Below are 17464 nucleotides of genomic sequence, written 5' to 3'. Positions count from 1 at the left end.
GATGGGTAGCCAAGACTTTGAGCCGGTCTATCGCAGCAGGCCGGGCGCTGACGGGCTGCGGCCGGCGGCTGCCGAACAGGCCGAACAGATCGCGGCGGGACTGTGGTGCTCGCCGGGTCTGTCGAATGCGTACCTGCTGACTACCGACGACGGCCGGGTCATCGTCAACACCGGCATGGGCTTCGAGGGCCCGGTGCATCGCGCCAACTTCGACGCCGTCGACCCTTCGCCGGTGCGCTACATCATCTTCACCCAGGGGCACGTCGACCACGTGGGCGGACTGGACAGCGTCCGCGACCCAGACACAACCGTTGTGGCCCAAGCGAACTGGACTCAATGGCGGGACGACAACGAACGCCTGATTCCGTACCGTGCCAGCCGCAGCGCCTTCGCCTTCTCCGACACCCTGGCGACGGGCATCCAGGCCATTCAGCGCCGCCTGGGCACCACGCGGCTGCCCGCCCAGAGCGTTCCCACCGTCGACCTCGACTTCGACGACACGCTCACCCTCGACGTCGGGGGCCGACGGCTGGAGCTGATCTCGGTCCCGGGCGGTGAGACCACCGATTCATTGGTGATATGGCTGCCCGATGAACGAATCTGTTTGTGTGGAAATACGTTTGGACCAGTATTCGGGCACATTCCTAACTTGGTGACGATGCGCGGCGACCGCTACCGAGATGCCCTGACCGCTATCGCTTCGGTCGAGCGGGTTCGTGATCTTGCGCCTGAACTCCTGGTGACGGGTCACTTCGAACCGATCGCGGGCGCAGATCGCATCCACGCCGAGCTCACCCGGTTGCGCAACGCCATTGCCTACATTCACGACCAGGCCGTGGCCGGGATGAATGCTGGAAAAGATGTCCAGACGCTGATGAACGAGATCGTCTTGCCCGCGGAATACGAGGTGGGCCAGGGCTATGGAAAGGTCTCCTGGGATGTGCGGGCGGTGTGGGAGAACTACTCGGGCTGGTTCCACCACCGGTCGACCACCGAGCTCTACTCCATTGGGTTCGACGCCGTCGGCACCGACGTGGTGGAACTGGCCGGAGCCGATGAGCTGACGGCGCGCGCAACGGCGCACCTCACCCAGAGCCGCCCACTGCACGCCATCCACCTTGCCGAGCTGGTCACCACCGCGCAGCCGGACCATCCGGGAGCACGTGAAGTGCTCAGGGAAGCGCACCAAAGCCTGCTGGACGCCACCACCAACTTCTGGGAAAGAGCCTGGCTCTCAAGACAAATTGCGACTAACTCGTGACGGCACGGTGAGGACATAACTATGGCATTTGCATTGCACCCCAACGACTTTTATCACACCGGCATCGTGGTGCCTGACCTCGACGCCGCGATGGCCCGGCTCAGCGCATTGGCCGGCTATCGATGGATCACGCCGCTGCGCTACACGTTGCCCTTCCGCACCACCGAAGGGGTTCGCGACCTGACTTCGACGATCGTCTATTCCGTGCAGAGCCCGCACATTGAACTGGTGCAGGAGGTTGCGGGCACGCCCTGGACACCCGCACCGGGCAATTCCGTCCACCATGTCGGTTATTTCACCGACAACCTTGTCGAGACCGCGCGTGCATTGGAGAACAACGGCTTCAGCTTCGAAATGACCGGAGCAATACCGGATTCGGAGTTTGGGATGTTCGCCTACTACGTCGATGCGTTCGGCACCCGCATCGAGATCGTCGACCGCGCGCTATTCCCCGACTTCGCCGCGTTCGTTGAGTCCATCGCCGAACCTGGCCCCGCCGGAGCCTGACATGGTACTGACGGTGTTGCGCTTCAACTTCGCCTCACCGAACGGGGAACCACGCACGCAAAGCAAGCTGCTATCCGCAGCCCTCGAACTGGTGCAATGGGGTGAGTCCCATGGCATCACGTCGATGAGCGTCGACGAGCACCATGTCACCGGCCACGGCTGGAGCTGCAACCCGATCATGGCCGCGGCGATGTTCCTGGCGCGGACCTCAACAATGATTGCCAGCGTGGACTGCGCGCTTGGGCCGTTGTGGAATCCGGTACGGCTCGCCGAAGACATTGCGCTGGTGGACAACATGAGTCGTGGACGGTTACACACCACGGTCGGTCTGGGCTACCGGCCCGTCGAATACGACTCGCTCGGCCTGGATTTCAGCCAACGAGGTGCGTTGATGGACAGCCTGGTCGAACGGATGCTGTCGGTGTGGTCCGGCGCCGAAGCGGATGCTGGAATTTGTACCGGTACCTGGAGTCGGCCGCATCCGCCGCTGTATGTGGGTGGCGGCGCGCGAGCCACCGCCCGGCGCGCGGCGCGCTTCGGGCTGCCGCTCAGCCTGGCCGACCATCCGCCCGACATCGCCGCCTACTATCGGGAACTGTGTTCTGCCGCCGGCATGAAGCCCCTGATCCTGATGCCCGGCCCGATCAACCGCGGAATGATCTATCTACACGAGGATCCCGACCGGGCTTGGGCTGAACTTGGCGCTCGCATCCTCTGGGAAGCAGTCACTTACGGCGAATGGTCCACCGACCAACGTTCCTTGATGCACCTGCCCGGTGTGCGGACGCTGGATGAGGTCAGAGCATCGGGGCTTTACCGGTTTCTGACTCCCGATCAGCTCATCGCCGAAATCCGGGACAGCGACGACTACGGACCGCTGGTGCTGCATCCGCTGGTCGGCGGCATGCCCGTCGACGAAGCATGGAAATCGGTCCAGCTGCTGACCGACACCGTGCTGCCGGCCCTCGGCTGAGGTTATCTTTCTGGAACGCGTTGATTGGGCTTGCTGGTGAGCGGGTACCGCTGCTAGATCAGACAGCAGAAACATTGGGTGCCTCTGCTGGATCAGACGGCGGAAACGTGGGGTGCGATGATGAAATCTTGTGCGGTGAAACGGACTTGTGCGCTCGTCGGCGGTGCGGGGTTGACCGCTCTCATGGTCGCATGTGGCGGCGCTGCCGCCAGCCCGCAAGGCACGCCGAAGACATCGCCACCAACCTCGTCGGAGACGGCACCGAACCCTGGTGTGCCCAGTTCGGTGGGCCCGCCGGGTGGTTATGGCGGCGACAACGCGCCGGGCGGGGGAGCGGGTGCCGGCGGAGGCTGATGTCAGGGCACGATCGTCGAGTACAGCCACGTGTCCCACAGCGAGCGCAGCGACTCATCGGAGTAGTTGGCCGCCAGCCCGGTGAAGTCGTCGGTGACGGCGGTGCCGTGACGATGCCGCGACGTCCAATCCTTCAGTAGCGCAAAGAAATTATCGTCACCCAATCGACCGCGCAGCGCATGCAGGGTCAGCGCACCGCGTTTGTAGACTCGGTCGTCGAACATGTCGCGCGCCCCGGGATCGGTCAGTAGCAGGTCCTGTGGCTGAGTGCGCAGCTTTGCGTGGTGCAGCCGGGCCAGTTCGTCGGCGCTGGGGCCGCCGCCGTGTTCGGACCACAACCACTCCGCGTAGCACGCGAATCCTTCGTGTAGCCAGATGTCGCGCCATTGGCCCGCGGTCACTGAGTTGCCGAACCACTGATGTGCAAGTTCATGGGCGATCAGCCGCTCGCTGGACCGCGTGCCGTCGCAATGGTTAGCGCCGAAGATCGAAATCCCTTGGGCTTCCAGGGGTATGTCCAGCGGATCGTCGGTGACAACCACTGTGAAGCCGGTAGCAAGCGGATATGGTCCAAACAGCTCGATGAACAACTGCATCATCTGGGGCTGGCGGGCGAAATCGTGATCGAACTCCCGGCGTAACCGCTCGGGCAGTACCGCCTGTATCGGCACCGGCGTGCGGGCCAGCCGCCGCAATTCGTAGTTGCCGATTTGCAGGGTGATCAAGTAGGTCGATGTCGGCTCGCGCTGCTCGTAGGTCCACTCGGTGCGCGAGGCGCGGGCCCGGCGTGACAGCAGCTGCCCGTTGGTAACCACTCGGTACCGGCTTTCCGTGCTGACCTGGATATGGAACGCGGCTTTGGCGCTGGGGTGGTCGTTGCAGGGGAACCACGAAGCGGCGCCGTTGGGCTGCCCGGCGACCAATACACCATCGGTCAGCTCCTCGAAACCGACGTCGCCCCATAGTGAGCGAATCGGCCTCGGCGAACCGCCGTATCGGACCACGATCGACAACGCGGCCCCGGTCGGCAGCTTCGATCCCAATCGGATGCGTAATTTTCCTCCGCGACAAGAGAATTGATCCACCCACCTGCCGTTCACCGAGACCTTGGACACGGTCAGCGCATTCGACAGGTCGAGCGTCAGTTGCTGCAATTCGGTCAGCGTGACAGCAGTGATCGTGGCCGTTGCGGACAGCCGGTTCAACGCGACCCTGTAGTCCAGATCCAACTCGTACCGCGACACCTGGTATCCGGCATTGCCGTTTTTCGGCAGGTACTCATCGACCACTTCCGGCAGCGCTTTTTTCGGGGAGGGCTTCACGCGGCGGTGTCCTCGACGCCGCGCCCGGAGCCGGCCTTGCCTGCCTTCTTGCGGCCAGGATTCCACGGTCTGATCGGATTACCTTGCCAGCGTGTTGATCCCGGTACCTCGTCACCGCGGACCACCAAGGACGCGGGACCGACGGTCGCACCGGCACCCAGCCGGGCGGCGGGTAGCGCGACGCAATGCGGCCCCAGCGTCGCACCGGGTTCCAACACGACGCGGTCCATTCGCATGATCCGGTCGTGGAAGAGGTGGGTCTGCACCACGCAGCCACGGTTGACGGTGGACCCGTCGTCCAGCGTGACGAGATCTGCCTCAGGGAGCCAATAGCTTTCACACCACACGCCCCGGCCGATGCGGGCGCCGAGCGCGCGCAGCCACATGTTCAGCACCGGCGTGCCGCTAGCCGCCCGGGCGAACCATGGTGCGGCGACGGTTTCGACGAACGTGTCGGCTACTTCGTTGCGCCAGACGAACGACGACCACAGCGGATATTCGCTGGCCCTGATCCGGCCGACCAGAAGCCACTTCGCGACGATCGCGATGCCACCGGCGATCGCGCCCGCCGCCAGCAGCACCAGGCCACCGCCCAGTGCCGCCCACCAGATGCTGAATATCCGTGCCAGTGCTTGCAATCCGCCCAGTACGGCCAAACCGATCGCGACCGACGCGATCACCGGCAGTAACCGGAATGTTTCCACCAGCGCCCGCATCGTCTTCAAACTTTGCGGTGGGTCATACGTGGTCGCCTCGTCGGCCTCCGCGGGGCGACGGCGCAGCCGCATCGGTGGGCTGCCCAGCCAGGACGAGCCACGCTTGGCCTTGGGCGGCGCGGCCGACAGCACCGCCACCAATCCGTCGTCGGGAACCCGGCGGCCCGGCTGGGTAATCCCGGAGTTGCCGAGGAACGCGCGCCTGCCGACGGTTGTCTTCGCCGCGTAGATCCAGCCGCCGCCGAGCTCGTAGGACGCGACCATCGTGTCGTCGGCCAGGAAGGCACCGTCCTCGATGATTGCGAACTTCGGGGTCATCAATACAGTCGAAATCTCAGTGCCACGACCCACTTTGGCGCCAAGCAGCCGCAGCCACATTGGCGTCAGCAGGCTGGCATACAGCGGGAACAGATAATTGCGCGCGGCATCCATCAGCCGCTCGGTGGCCCACAGCTGCCAGCCGGCCCGGCTGCGTACCGGGTGATAGCCCTCGCGCAGTCGCAGTGACAACACCCGCACGCCAATCACTGTCAGCAGCGTGTACATCGTGAGTCCGGCCAGCGTCGCAGCCGGTGTCCACAGCAGCGCGGGGACCACGGCCTGCGACAGGCGGTGGGTGTGGCGGACCGCGACCACGATGACCGCCAGGCCGGCCGCCACGGCGAGCAGCGGCAGCGCCCCCAGCAGAACCGACGTCAATCCGTACATGACGACCCAGCGCGTGCGGCGCGGCGGCCGCTCGTCCGGCCAGGGGTGGTTGACCCGCCCGGACTTCACTGCCGGCGACCCCTTCCAGTACCGGCCGTTTTTGATCTTGTCCAGCACGCCGGCGCCGGGTGCAACGTCGGCGTTCTTGCCGACGACGGCGCCGGGCAGCAGCGTCGACCGCGCGCCAATCGTGGCGTCATCGCCGATCGTGATCTCACCGACGTGGAACGTGTCCCCGTCGATCCAGTGACCGCTCAGGTCGACTTCGGGCTCGACGGCACAGCGCTGGCCGACCGTGAGCAACCCGGTGACCGGCGGCAGCGAATGCAGGTCGACACCCTTGCCGATGTCGGCGCCGAGCGCGCGGGCGTAGTAGACCAGCCACGGCGCACCGGACAGGTTGTGGGCGCCACTGGCCTCCGCCAGCCGTTCGGTGAACCAGATCCGCAGGTGCACCGAGCCGCCGCGAGGATAGCTGCCGGGGCGGACGCGCGACAGCAGCATCCGCGCGAACAACACCGCGATGCCCATCCGGCCCAACGGCGTGACGAATACGACGAAAGCCGCCGCGACCAGCCACCAGTTCACCGCCACGGTCCACGGCACCACGTGCAGGGCGCGAGCGACGTTGTTGCCCAGCGCCAGCCACGTCAACCATGGCAGCGCCGCCAGCGTCGCCAATGGCAGGGCCAGCAAGGTCTGCGTGAACCCCGTCAGCCATGGTGTCGGCCGGACCGTGCGCTCGGTGACCTGCGGTGGCGGCTCGAGTTCGTCGAGGAACCCGGCGAGCGAGCCCAACCGGGGATGGTCGTACAGGTCGGCGACGGTGACCTGCGGATACTGCTGCCGCAGCCCGGATACCAGTTGCGCGGCGGCCAGCGAGCCGCCGCCGAGTGCGAAGAAATCCGCTTCGACAGTGTCGACCGCCGCCCCAAGCAGATCTCGCCACAGCCCGGCCAGCCAGCCGGCCGTGCCGCCGAGATCGGCCGACTCGTCCGACTCGCCGCCCGGCGGTGGCCACGGCAGCGCGTCACGGTCGACCTTGCCCGACGTTCGGGTGGGCAGTTCGGCGACCCGCACCAGCCGTGGCACCAGCGAGGCTGGCAGTTGCTCGGCAAGGCGGGCGCGCGCCTCGTTGAGGTCGAACGCCGGGTCGGTGCTGACGACGTAGCCGACCAGTACCGGCGTGCCGGTGGCGGTGTGGCGAACCGCCGCCGCTCCACCGCTGACTCCCGGCAGGTGCACCAGCGCCGAGTCGACCTCGCCCGGCTCGATACGCCGGCCGCCGAGCTTGACCTGGTCGTCGCCGCGGCCGCAGAAATACAGCCCGTCGCGTTCCAGCCGAACCAGATCGCCGCTGCGATAGGCGCGCTGCCAGCCCAGCGACGGCATCGCGGCGTACTTCTCGGCGTCCTTGTCCTTGTCCAGGTAGCGGGCCAGCCCGACGCCGCCGATCACCAGCTCGCCGACATCGCCGTAGGCGACCGGCAGGCAGTCGGCGTCGACCACGGCCAGGTCCCAGCCCGGCAACGGCAGCCCGATGCTGATCGGTCCCGAGCTGTCGAGCTTCGCCGCGCACGCGACGACGGTGGCCTCGGTCGGGCCGTAGGTGTTCCACACCTCCCGTCCATCGACGGCGAGCCGCTCGACCAGTTCCGGCGGGCAGGCCTCACCGCCAAAGATCAACAGGCGCACCGCTTCGAGCGCCTCGCTGGGCCACAGCGCGGCCAGCGTCGGCACCGTCGACACCACGGTCACATCGCGGGTGACCAACCAGGGACCGAGGTCCATCCCGCTGCGCACCAACGATCGCGGTGCGGGTACCAGGCAGGCGCCATGCCGCCAGGCCAACCACATCTCCTCGCACGACGCGTCGAAAGCTACCGACAGTCCGGCAAGTACCCGATCGCCCGGGCCAATCGGGTTGTCCTGCAAGAACATCTGTGCCTCGGCATCGACGAATGCGGCCGCGCTGCGGTGCGTGACCGCAACGCCCTTCGGCATTCCGGTCGAGCCGGACGTGAAGATGATCCAGGCGTCGTCGCGGCCCAGCGGCGAGGTGGCTCGCCAGCCTCGCGACAAGCCGACGCCGCGGAGCAAGCCCGCCTCGGTGATGACGCCCACGACGGCGGCCTCACCGAACACCAACTCGGCGCGTTCCTCGGGGTCGTCGGCGTCGACGGGCACGTAGGCGGCTCCGGTGGCCAGCGTCGCCAGGATCGCCACATACAGCGCATAGCTGCCCGACGGCATTCGGATGCCGATCCGGTCCCCCCGGCCGATACCTCTCGCCGCCAGCCATTCCACGCTGGCCTCGATGTCGCTAATCAGTTCGCTGTAGGTGAGCTGGACGGTGCCGTCGTCGATGGCCGTCGCGTCCGGATAGCGCGCAGCGGTCTCATAAAGGATCTCGATCAGCGTGCGTGGGCTGGGTGCGGCAGGCGACAGCGTGTATTGCGCTGGGACTTGTGCGGGGACGGGAGGCCCAGGAGGCGAAGGCACCCCACGAAAATACTCAAGTCCTGGCGCCACGCCCGCAAGCGCTGCGGCGTGTGAGGTTGCGCGGCGAAAGCTAGGCGGTGCGGCGCTGCTCGAGCCAGTCGGCCAGCGAGCGCCCGGCGTCCAGGACATGGCGCTCGGCGATCGTGCGGGCACGTTCGACGTCCTTGTCGCCGAGTGCGTCGAGTAGCTCCTGGTGCTCGTCGAGCGAATGCTTCTCGTGGTCGGGAAACAGGGTGAGGAAGTTGCTCGGCACCACCCGAGCGGCCTGCTTGATCTGCGTCATCAGCCGCGGCGAGTGAGCGGCGCGGTGGATCTTTTGGTGAAAGTGCCAGTTCGCCTCGCCGATGCTGTCGTCACCGGAGCGAGCGACCACGTCGGCCGCGAGCGCGCGCAGCATGTCGAGCTCGTCGGATTCGATCCGTTCGGCCGCCCACGCGGCGGCCTGTCCGGTAAGGACTCCGAGGATGGTGAAGCTGTCCATCACGTCGGTGGGGCTGATGCCGATCACGGTGACGCCGCTGCGGGGTGCCACCTGGACCAATCCTTCGAAGGAGAGCTCGAGCAGCGCCTCGCGGACCGGGGTCCGGCTGGTCGCGAACTCCTCGGTGATGGCATCGAGGTCGACCCGGGCGCCGGCGGGCAAGGCGCCGGTAAGGATGCGGTCGCGGAGTTCGCGGGCGGCGCGTTCGCGCACCGTGCCGGAGATGTCGATCGCTGCCATCCGCGAATGCTATCAAACAACGCACCCCACATTTGATATCTGAAATATCAGATGTTAGATTTCGAGTATGGCTGATCGACGACGAGACAAGATGGCCCTCGTTGCTTTCATGCAGGCCGGCAGCACCTCGGTGTACGCCGGATCGTGGCGGCACCCGGCGACCGAACATGGCTACCTCGACGCTTCGTACTACGCCAAGATCGCCCGCCAGCTCGAAGAAGGCTGCTTCGATCTGATGTTCTTCGACGACCGGCTCGCGATGCCCGGGGTGTATGGGGGATCGGTCGCCGAGGCGGTGTCCTACGGGGCTCGGCCGGTCAAACTGGACCTGAGCATCGTCCTCGGCGTGCTGGCGCAGGCCACCTCGCGCATCGGACTGGGCGCGACCTACTCGGCAACCTACTATCAGCCGTTCCACGTCGCCCGAACTTTTGCCACGCTGGATCACTTGTCCGGCGGCCGGGCCGGCTGGAACGTGGTCACCTCCGTCAACGACAGCGAGGCGCAGAACTTCGGTGTCAACGCCCACCTGGGCCACGACGAGCGCTACGACCGCGCCGACGAGTTCATGGACGTTGTCGCCGGGCTCTGGGACACCTGGGAAGACGACGCGGTCCTGCATGACCGGGCGACCGGGCACTACGCAGATCCGGACAAGGTGCACGAACTGGCTCACGTCGGGCGGTACTTCTCATCGCGTGGGCCGCTGACCGTGCCGCGGACCCCGCAAGGCCGGCCGGTGATCATCCAGGCCGGGTCTTCGGGACGTGGACGCGAATTCGCCTCCCGGTGGGCGGAATTGATCTTCACCGGGGATCCGGGCATCGAGGTCGCGCGCAGTCACTACGCCGACCAGAAAGAACGAATCGCCGATGCCGGACGTGATCCTTCCGCAGTACGGATCTGCCCGATGGCCTACGCTGTGGTGGGCGAGTCCGAGGCCCACGCCAAGGAGCGCGAAGCTCTGTTCCTCAACGAACTGGTTCATCCCATGGCATCACTGACACTGTTGTCGGAGTTGATGAATTACGACTTCGCGCAACACGATCTGGACGATCCCGTGACCGACGAGCTGATCGCGTCGTCCTCCGGAATTCGCGGCCTGGTGCAGAACCTGCGCAAGCACATCGGTGGCGACACGGTGACCGTGCGCGATCTGGCCGGCCATCGCGCGACGCTGCTGCAGGGGCCCCGCTTCGTCGGCACCGGCGAACAGGTTGCCGATCAGATGGCGGACTGGTTCGAAAGCGGAGCCTGCGACGGTTTCGTGCTGGCCGCAACGCATGTGCCCGGCGCGTTTGAAGACGTGGTGCGGATGGTGGTTCCGGAACTGCAACGACGCGGGCTGTTCCGCACCGAGTACGAGTCCTCGACGTTGCGGGGACACCTTGGGCTACAACGGCCCTCGAACGCACACGTGGGTGCCGGTGCGAATGCTTGACGGGGTGCGAGTGCTCGACCTCGCGACTTTGGCGGCGGCCCCACTGGTCGCGACGTACTTGGGCGAGTTCGGCGCCGACGTGATCAAGGTCGAAGACCCGCGACACGGCGATCCGATCCGCGGTTGGGGCAATCAGCGCGAGGATGTCGGGCTGATGTGGAAGTCCTTATCGCGCAACAAGCGAGCGATCACGCTGGATCTGCGCTGCGCCGAAGGTCAGGCAATGGTGCGTCGGTTGGTCGAGCATGCCGACGTCGTCATCTTCAACACCCGGCCCCAGACATTGCGCAAATGGGGCTTGGACTACCAGAACCTACGCGCGGTCAACGACCGAATCGTGATGTTGCACATCACCGGATACGGGTTGACCGGACCGAAGAGCGAACGTCCGGGCTTCGGCACGCTCGGCGAGGCGATGAGCGGGTTCGCACACATCACCGGACCGGCCGGCGGCCCGCCCACGCTGCCGCCGTTCATGTTGGCCGACGGCGTGGCCTCGCTGAACGCCACCTACGCGGTCATGATGGCGCTCTACCACCGCGATGTGCACGGTGCACCGGGACAGCTGATCGATGTCAACCTGATCGACCCGCTGGCCCGGCTGCTGGAGCAGACCCTGTTGGGGTATGACCAATTGGGTTTGGTGCCCGAGCGCGCCGGCAATCGCTGGGACATCTCGGCTCCGCGCAACACCTACCAAACCGCGGACGGACGGTGGCTGGCCATGTCCGGCAGCTCACCGGCGTTGGCACTGAGGGTTTTTCGCGCAATCGGCCGCGACGACCTGCTGTCCGACCCCGACTTCTCCGACCCGCAGCGGCGGCTGGCCCGGGCCCGTGAGGTCGATGCAGTGGTTGCGGATTGGGTTGCGACCAAGACGCTTTCGGAGGCGATGGAGACCTTCGAAGCTCACGAAGTAGCTGCGGCACCCGTCTACGACATCCGCGATCTGGTCGCCGACGAGCAGCTGACGTATCGCGAGGTGTTCATCTCGGTCGAGGATGATCAGCTGGGGCAGATGACGGTACAGGCCCCGGTGCCACGTTTCTCGTCGGCGTCCGGAACGGTCGGCCATCTCGGGCCCTACCTCGGCGAGCACAACGCCGAAGTCTACGGCGAGCTACTTGGCTTGACTTCCAAAGACATTGACGACCTGCGCGCCCGCGGCGTGCTGTGATAGAAGGAAGTTCTTACAGGTGACCGATCTGCTCCGTCGTTCCGAACTCGCGGTGCCCGCGAGCAACGACAACATGTTCGAGAAGGGCGCCCGGTGTGGCGCCGACCTGGTGTTCCTCGACCTCGAGGACGCGGTGCCCCCGGCGGTCAAGGAAGAGTCGCGCGTCAAGGCGATCGCCGCGCTCAACGACATCGACTGGGGGCGCACCGCCCGCGCCATCCGGATCAACGGTCTGGACACCCAGTGGTGCCACGACGACGTCATTGATGTCGTCACCAACGCCGGCGAGAACCTGGACACCATCATCATCCCGAAAGCCCGCACGGCCTGCGATGTCTGGTGGGTGGATGTGCTACTCACTCAATTGGAATTGAAACTCGGTCTGGGCAAACGGATTCGGCTCGAGGTCCTGATCGAAGAAGTGGAAGGCCTGGCAAACGCGGAGGAGATCGCGGCGGCAAGTCCGCGGCTGGACGCGTTGATCTTCGGGGTCGGCGACTTCTCGTTGTCGCAGGGCGCGCGGGTCGACACCAACTTCGTCCCGCTCGGCGAATACCCCGGTGAATTCTGGGCTTACGCGCGCAACAAGGTGATCGTGGCGGCGCGCATCGCGGGAATCGACGCGATCGACGCACCCTATCCCGACTATCGGGACCTGTCGGGCTACGAGCGTGACGCGCGGCGCGCATCGTTGCTCGGCTACACCGGGAAGTGGGCCATTCATCCCGACCAGGTGCCTGTCGCCAACGGGGTCTACGCGCCGACCGCCGATGAGATCGCCCGAGCCGAAGCAAATGTCACTGCCTATCGGGAGGCCGAGGCCAAGGGCCGCGGCGCGGTCGGCGTCAACGGCGTGCTGGTCGACGCCGCCCATGTGAAGCAGGCGGAGCAGACGCTGGCGCGCGCAGCACTGATCAACGGCAATCAGTAGGCGTGATTGACCGCGTTCGTGCCGGGGTAGTCCGTACTAGATCAATTCAACGGACGCCCAATAGAAGGGGGCATGACGTGATTGTTTTAGGCATCATTCTCGTTGTAATCGGCTATTTCGCCGCCATCCCGATTCTGGAAACGATCGGCGGCATCCTGGTGCTGATCGGCGTGGTCTTGTGGATCCTCGGGGCGGTCGGACGTCCGGTGGGCGGCCGAAAGGTCTGGTTTTAGGGCCTAGGGCACAAGCTGTTTCGGCGCATTGCCGACGTTGCGGTGGCGACGTAGGATTTGCAGTCTCTCGATAAGGGGCGTGACCGCTTATGGCCAAGATCCTGTTCGTCGTCACCGCAACGAGTTACTGGACACTCAAGGACGGCACTCGGCATCCCACCGGGTATTGGGCCGAAGAATTCGCCGCTCCCTACGACGCGCTCAGCCGGGCCGGACACCAAATCGTGGTGGCCACGCCTGGCGGCACGGTGCCCTACGTGGACGTGATGAGCCTGCGTCCGTCGATGGCCGGCAGCGTCGAGATCGCCGAAAAACTCGAAGGGATATTGCGCTCGGCCGAACAGCTGCGCGCGCCAATCCAACTCGCCAGCGCCCGCCTAGACGACTACGACGCCATCTATTACCCTGGTGGCCACGGCCCGATGGAAGACCTCTGGCGCGACGCGGACTCCGGCCGACTGCTCGTTGCTGCCCTCGCGTCGGGTAAGCCGTTGGCGATCGTCTGCCACGCGCCGGCCGCGATCCTGGCCACCCGCCGCGACGGTGTTTCGCCCTTTGCGGGCTATCGGGTTACCGCCTTCACTAACGACGAAGAGGACGGCGTCGGACTCCGGGAGAAGGCGCCCTGGACGGTCGAGGACGAACTCGTCAAGTTGGGCATCGACTTCGTCCGGGGGGAAATGTGGAAGCCATTCACGGTGTCGGACCGCAATCTCTACACCGGCCAGAACCCCGCCTCGGCCGGGCCGCTGGCGGAGCAGGTACTCGAAGTGCTGCCGCATTGATCGGCGGCCGTTGCGACCAATAGGAAACTTTCAGATGCGATACCGCCGGCGATAGCGTCACGAGTGAGGCGTGATCGCGATCGACGTTGACGTTATGAAAACCATTGCAAATAAGCAATTCTGGTTCATCGTCTGCCGGGCCGGAGAAGAAGCGACGGCTTGTCGCTGAAGCACCGTGCATGCCATAGTGATCACGCAATCTGGCGGCTAGACACACAAGCGGTCCGCGAGGTATTCCACGTAGTACTCGTCGACCACTTGCTGTGATGACTGATAGACCTTTGCATGTCGCGACATCCGTGTGAACTGGAATCACGCATCGCCACGGGTGCCGCGCCGCCAAATCCGGGATGACCCGGGGGGAGGACCTGCACAAAAGAAATGTCTTCACTAATCGAGTCGGAAAATGAGACCACTGAGGATCTGGTCGTCGGTAAGGTGGCCACTGAGGATCTGGTCGTCGGTGAGGTGGCCACTGAGGATCTGGTCGTCGGTGAGGTGGCCGCTGAGGATGTGGCCGACGGTGACGTAGCCGCTGAGGATGTGGTCGTCGGTGAGGTGGCCGCTGAGGTTGTGGTCGTCGGTGAGGTGGCCGCTGAGGATGTCGCGACCAAAGATCACGTGATCGATGGCGACGCGGTGTGTAGCGAGGCGACCAGCGAAGGCGTGCAGGCGAATACGCTCACCACGTTCCCGCTGGAGCAGCGGCGGGAACCCCAGAGAGCTGCGGAAAGGACTGCAGAGGTCTCCGCAAATCGGGTGATGGCTCGGCAACATGGCGACCGCATACAACAACAGGTGGCAAGGCTGTCACTTGTCCGCACAACGCGGATGACGGCTGTCATGATTACGATTCTGATAGCGACGGCGAGCTTTATCCTCTCGTTCGCATCCCTAGGCGATCTGGCGGCGCGCACTGCGTACCCGGGCCGGTTGTCGTGGCTCTGGCCCGTCATAGTCGATGGTGCGATCATCCTCGCAACGATGGCTCTGGTCGCATTCTCCGCATACCCCCAGCAGCGCGGCAGTCGACGGTACTTCTGGGTGGTGCTTGGGGTGGGCGCCCTGGTCAGTGTCAGCGGTAACGCGGTCCATGCCATGATTCCTAACTCCGGGCTGCCGAAATCAGCGCTGGGACCGTGGTTTGACGCCGCAATCGCATGCGTGCCGCCGATCGCACTCGTCGGAGCTACCCATGCGCTGTCCATCCTATGGAGATTCATTCCATACGAAACGCTTGATGAGACCGGCGATTTCACCGAGACCAGCCTTGCTCGAACCCAATCCGCTGAACAGATCGAACGATGGAGCAGCGGCGGCTTGTCGCCGATCCAAGAGCGCGGACTGGTGGGTGCTGAATCGCCTCCGGGACCCAGCGGCGCTTAGTAAGCGAGCCAACCCGCAATTTTGGCGCGTTAAGTCCATGCATATGCGGCTCTGCCGCAACGCGTTCCACCGTCGACGGTGCCGCGGACAGGCTCCCTCAACACCAGGAGGTGCGGGGGGTTCGAATCGGTTACCAACCCCTCCGAACCCCCTGAGTCCCGGTGGGGCGTTCACCGAAGAAGTGCATCCCAACCAGGGAATATCGGCGGATCGTATATAATTATAGAAACCGTGTACTATCGGTGAAACAGCCACCGCGGGACCGGCAAGAAATCTTGACTCCGCCCTCAGTCTCCGGGCCGGCGATGGGCTTGCGCGCAAACAGGTGCGCGGCACGATCGATGAGGTTGGGGATGTCCACTGACTCGCGAGACTTTCAAGGCAAGATCGAGCTGGATATTCGTGATTCGGAGCCGGATTGGGGTCCGTACGCGGCGCCGACGGCGCCGGAGGGTTCGCCGAATGTCCTGTATTTGGTGTGGGATGACACGGGCATCGCGACCTGGGATTGTTTCGGTGGCCTGGTGGAGATGCCCGCGATGACGCGGATCGCCGAGCGTGGTGTGCGGTTGTCGCAGTTCCATACGACTGCGCTGTGTTCACCGACGCGGGCGTCGCTGCTGACTGGTCGCAATGCCACGACGGTGGGGATGGCCACGATTGAGGAATTCACCGACGGTTTCCCGAACTGCAATGGCCGCATCCCGACCGACACCGCCTTGCTGTCCGAGGTGCTCAATGAGCGCGGCTACAACACGTACTGCGTGGGTAAGTGGCACCTGACGCCGTTGGAAGAGTCCAGCATGGCCTCGACGAAGCGGCATTGGCCGACGTCGCGCGGTTTCGAGCGGTTCTATGGGTTCATGGGCGGGGAGACCGATCAGTGGTATCCCGATCTGGTGTACGACAACCACCCGGTGAACCCTCCTGGCACCCCTGAGGACGGCTACCACCTGTCAAAAGACCTGGCCGACAAGGCAATTGAATTCATCCGTGATGCCAAGGTGATTGCGCCGGACAAGCCGTGGTTCAGCTATGTGTGCCCCGGTGCCGGACACGCCCCGCATCACGTGTTCACCGAGTGGGCGGACAAGTACGCCGGCAAGTTCGACATGGGCTATGAGCGCTACCGCGAGATCGCGCTGCAACGACAGAAGGCGATGGGGTTGGTTCCGGCGGACACTGAACTGTCGCCCATTAACCCGTATCTGGATGTCAAGGGGCCCAACGGTGAGCCGTGGCCGCTGCAGGATACGGTGCGGCCCTGGGATGGGCTCACCGATGAAGAAAAGAAGTTGTTTTCCCGGATGGCGGAGGTGTTCGCGGGGTTCTTGAGCTATACCGACGCTCAGATCGGGCGGATTCTGGACTATCTCGAGGAATCCGGTCAGCTGGACAACACCATCATTGTGGTGATCTCCGACAACGGTGCCAGCGGCGAAGGCGGGCCGAACGGGTCGGTGAACGAGGGCAAGTTCTTCAACGGCTACATCGACACCGTGGAGGAGAGCATGAAGCTCTTCGATCATCTCGGTGGACCCCAGACCTACAACCATTACCCGATCGGGTGGGCGATGGCGTTCAACACACCCTATAAGCTGTTCAAGCGCTACGCCTCCCACGAAGGCGGTATCGCCGACACGGCGATCGTCTCCTGGCCCAACGGTATTGCGGCACACGGCGAGGTTCGCGACAACTACGTCAACGTTTCCGATATCACCCCGACGATCTATGACCTGCTGGGTATGGCGCCGCCGGAGACGGTCAAGGGCATCACGCAGAAGCCGCTCGATGGTGTGAGCTTCGCGGCAGCGCTGGCAGATTCGGCCGCGAGCACCGGAAAGCGGACCCAGTTCTACACGATGCTGGGCACCCGTGGGATCTGGCACGACGGCTGGTTCGCCAACACCGTGCACGCCGCCACCCCGGCGGGCTGGTCGCATTTCGATGCCGATCGGTGGGAGTTGTTCCACATTGAGGCCGACCGCAGTCAGTGCCATGACCTGGCTGCCGAGCAACCCGAGAAGCTGGAAGAGCTTAAGGCGCTGTGGTTTTCCGAAGCCGCCAAGTACAACGGGCTACCGCTGGCCGACCTGAACCTGATGGAAACGCTGACCCGCTTCCGGCCCTACCTGGTGGGCGAGCGGGCCAGCTACCTCTACTATCCGGATTGCGCGGACGTCGGAATCGGCGCCGCCGCCGAAATTCGAGGCCGCTCGTTCGGCGTGCTCGCCGACGTGACCGTGGATACCACTGGCGCCGAAGGGGTGCTGTTCAAACAGGGCGGTGCGCACGGCGGGCATGTGCTGTTCATCCAGGACGGTCGCCTGCACTATGTCTACAACTTCCTGGGCGAACGTCACCAGCTGGTGTCCTCTTCGAGCGCAGTGCCGTTGGGCAGACACTTGTTCGGCGCCAGCTATGCGCGCACCGGAACCGTCGAGAAC

General features: G+C 64.8%; 14 protein-coding genes. 10 read left to right on the top strand and 4 right to left on the bottom strand.

The window, feature by feature from the left end; all coding sequences use genetic code 11:
• Window position 1: 1 nt before the first annotated feature.
• From DB708_RS25905 to DB708_RS25895, 3 genes are read left to right on the top strand one after another with little or no spacing between them, the layout of a single operon-like run.
• On the top strand, window positions 2-1261 hold the full coding sequence (locus DB708_RS25905) for an MBL fold metallo-hydrolase (protein WP_108926326.1): 1260 nt from the start codon (window positions 2-4) through the stop codon (window positions 1259-1261).
• A gap of 21 nt (window positions 1262-1282) precedes the next feature.
• On the top strand, window positions 1283-1768 hold the full coding sequence (locus DB708_RS25900) for a VOC family protein (RefSeq protein WP_108926325.1): 486 nt from the start codon (window positions 1283-1285) through the stop codon (window positions 1766-1768).
• Window position 1769: 1 nt separating this feature from the next.
• A complete protein-coding gene (locus tag DB708_RS25895; protein ID WP_108926324.1) occupies window positions 1770-2741 on the top strand; it encodes an LLM class flavin-dependent oxidoreductase in 972 nt (323 codons plus the stop codon).
• Between the two features lie 356 nt (window positions 2742-3097).
• On the opposite strand, the gene DB708_RS25890 is transcribed toward DB708_RS25895, so the two are convergent.
• The 3 genes from DB708_RS25890 to DB708_RS25880 form a co-directional block, all read right to left on the bottom strand.
• Window positions 3098-4417, bottom strand: coding sequence for a M1 family metallopeptidase (locus DB708_RS25890; RefSeq protein ID WP_108926323.1), 1320 nt, complete (start codon window positions 4415-4417; stop codon window positions 3098-3100).
• On the bottom strand, window positions 4414-8343 hold the full coding sequence (locus DB708_RS25885) for a Pls/PosA family non-ribosomal peptide synthetase (protein ID WP_235616960.1): 3930 nt from the start codon (window positions 8341-8343) through the stop codon (window positions 4414-4416). The genes DB708_RS25890 and DB708_RS25885 overlap by 4 nt, the downstream gene beginning before the upstream one ends.
• Before the next feature lie 70 nt (window positions 8344-8413).
• Window positions 8414-9064 (bottom strand): GntR family transcriptional regulator, encoded by a 651-nt coding sequence (locus DB708_RS25880; RefSeq protein ID WP_108926321.1) that lies wholly within the window; start codon window positions 9062-9064, stop codon window positions 8414-8416.
• Window positions 9065-9131: 67 nt separating this feature from the next.
• Between DB708_RS25880 and DB708_RS25875 the strand changes: the two genes are divergently transcribed.
• From DB708_RS25875 to DB708_RS25855, 5 genes are all read left to right on the top strand, one after another.
• A complete protein-coding gene (locus DB708_RS25875; protein ID WP_108926320.1) occupies window positions 9132-10505 on the top strand; it encodes an LLM class flavin-dependent oxidoreductase in 1374 nt (457 codons plus the stop codon).
• Window positions 10498-11682, top strand: coding sequence for a CaiB/BaiF CoA transferase family protein (locus DB708_RS25870; RefSeq protein WP_108926319.1), 1185 nt, complete (start codon window positions 10498-10500; stop codon window positions 11680-11682). Before DB708_RS25875 ends, DB708_RS25870 begins: the two co-directional genes overlap by 8 nt.
• A gap of 19 nt (window positions 11683-11701) precedes the next feature.
• Entirely contained in the window at window positions 11702-12613 is a 912-nt protein-coding gene (locus DB708_RS25865; RefSeq protein WP_108926318.1) for an HpcH/HpaI aldolase/citrate lyase family protein, read from the top strand.
• A 77-nt stretch (window positions 12614-12690) separates the two neighbouring features.
• Window positions 12691-12846: a hypothetical protein gene (locus DB708_RS25860; protein ID WP_108926317.1), complete on the top strand. Its 156-nt coding sequence runs from the start codon at window positions 12691-12693 to the stop codon at window positions 12844-12846.
• Between the two features lie 89 nt (window positions 12847-12935).
• Entirely contained in the window at window positions 12936-13631 is a 696-nt protein-coding gene (locus DB708_RS25855; protein ID WP_108926316.1) for a type 1 glutamine amidotransferase domain-containing protein, read from the top strand.
• Between the two features lie 390 nt (window positions 13632-14021).
• Here DB708_RS25855 and DB708_RS27120 read toward each other — a convergent pair whose 3' ends face one another.
• Window positions 14022-14252 (bottom strand): hypothetical protein, encoded by a 231-nt coding sequence (locus tag DB708_RS27120; protein WP_133251066.1) that lies wholly within the window; start codon window positions 14250-14252, stop codon window positions 14022-14024.
• Here DB708_RS27120 and DB708_RS25850 point away from each other — a divergent pair, their 5' ends adjacent.
• On the top strand, window positions 14253-15017 hold the full coding sequence (locus tag DB708_RS25850; protein ID WP_235616959.1) for a DUF2637 domain-containing protein: 765 nt from the start codon (window positions 14253-14255) through the stop codon (window positions 15015-15017).
• Between the two features lie 353 nt (window positions 15018-15370).
• Window positions 15371-17464 (top strand): arylsulfatase (locus DB708_RS25845; protein WP_108926315.1); only part of this gene is annotated, 2094 nt, incomplete at its 3' end.

The organism is Mycobacterium montefiorense (assembly GCF_003112775.1).
Lineage (GTDB): Bacteria > Actinomycetota > Actinomycetes > Mycobacteriales > Mycobacteriaceae > Mycobacterium > Mycobacterium montefiorense.
This window is presented reverse-complemented; position numbering and strand designations above follow the sequence as displayed.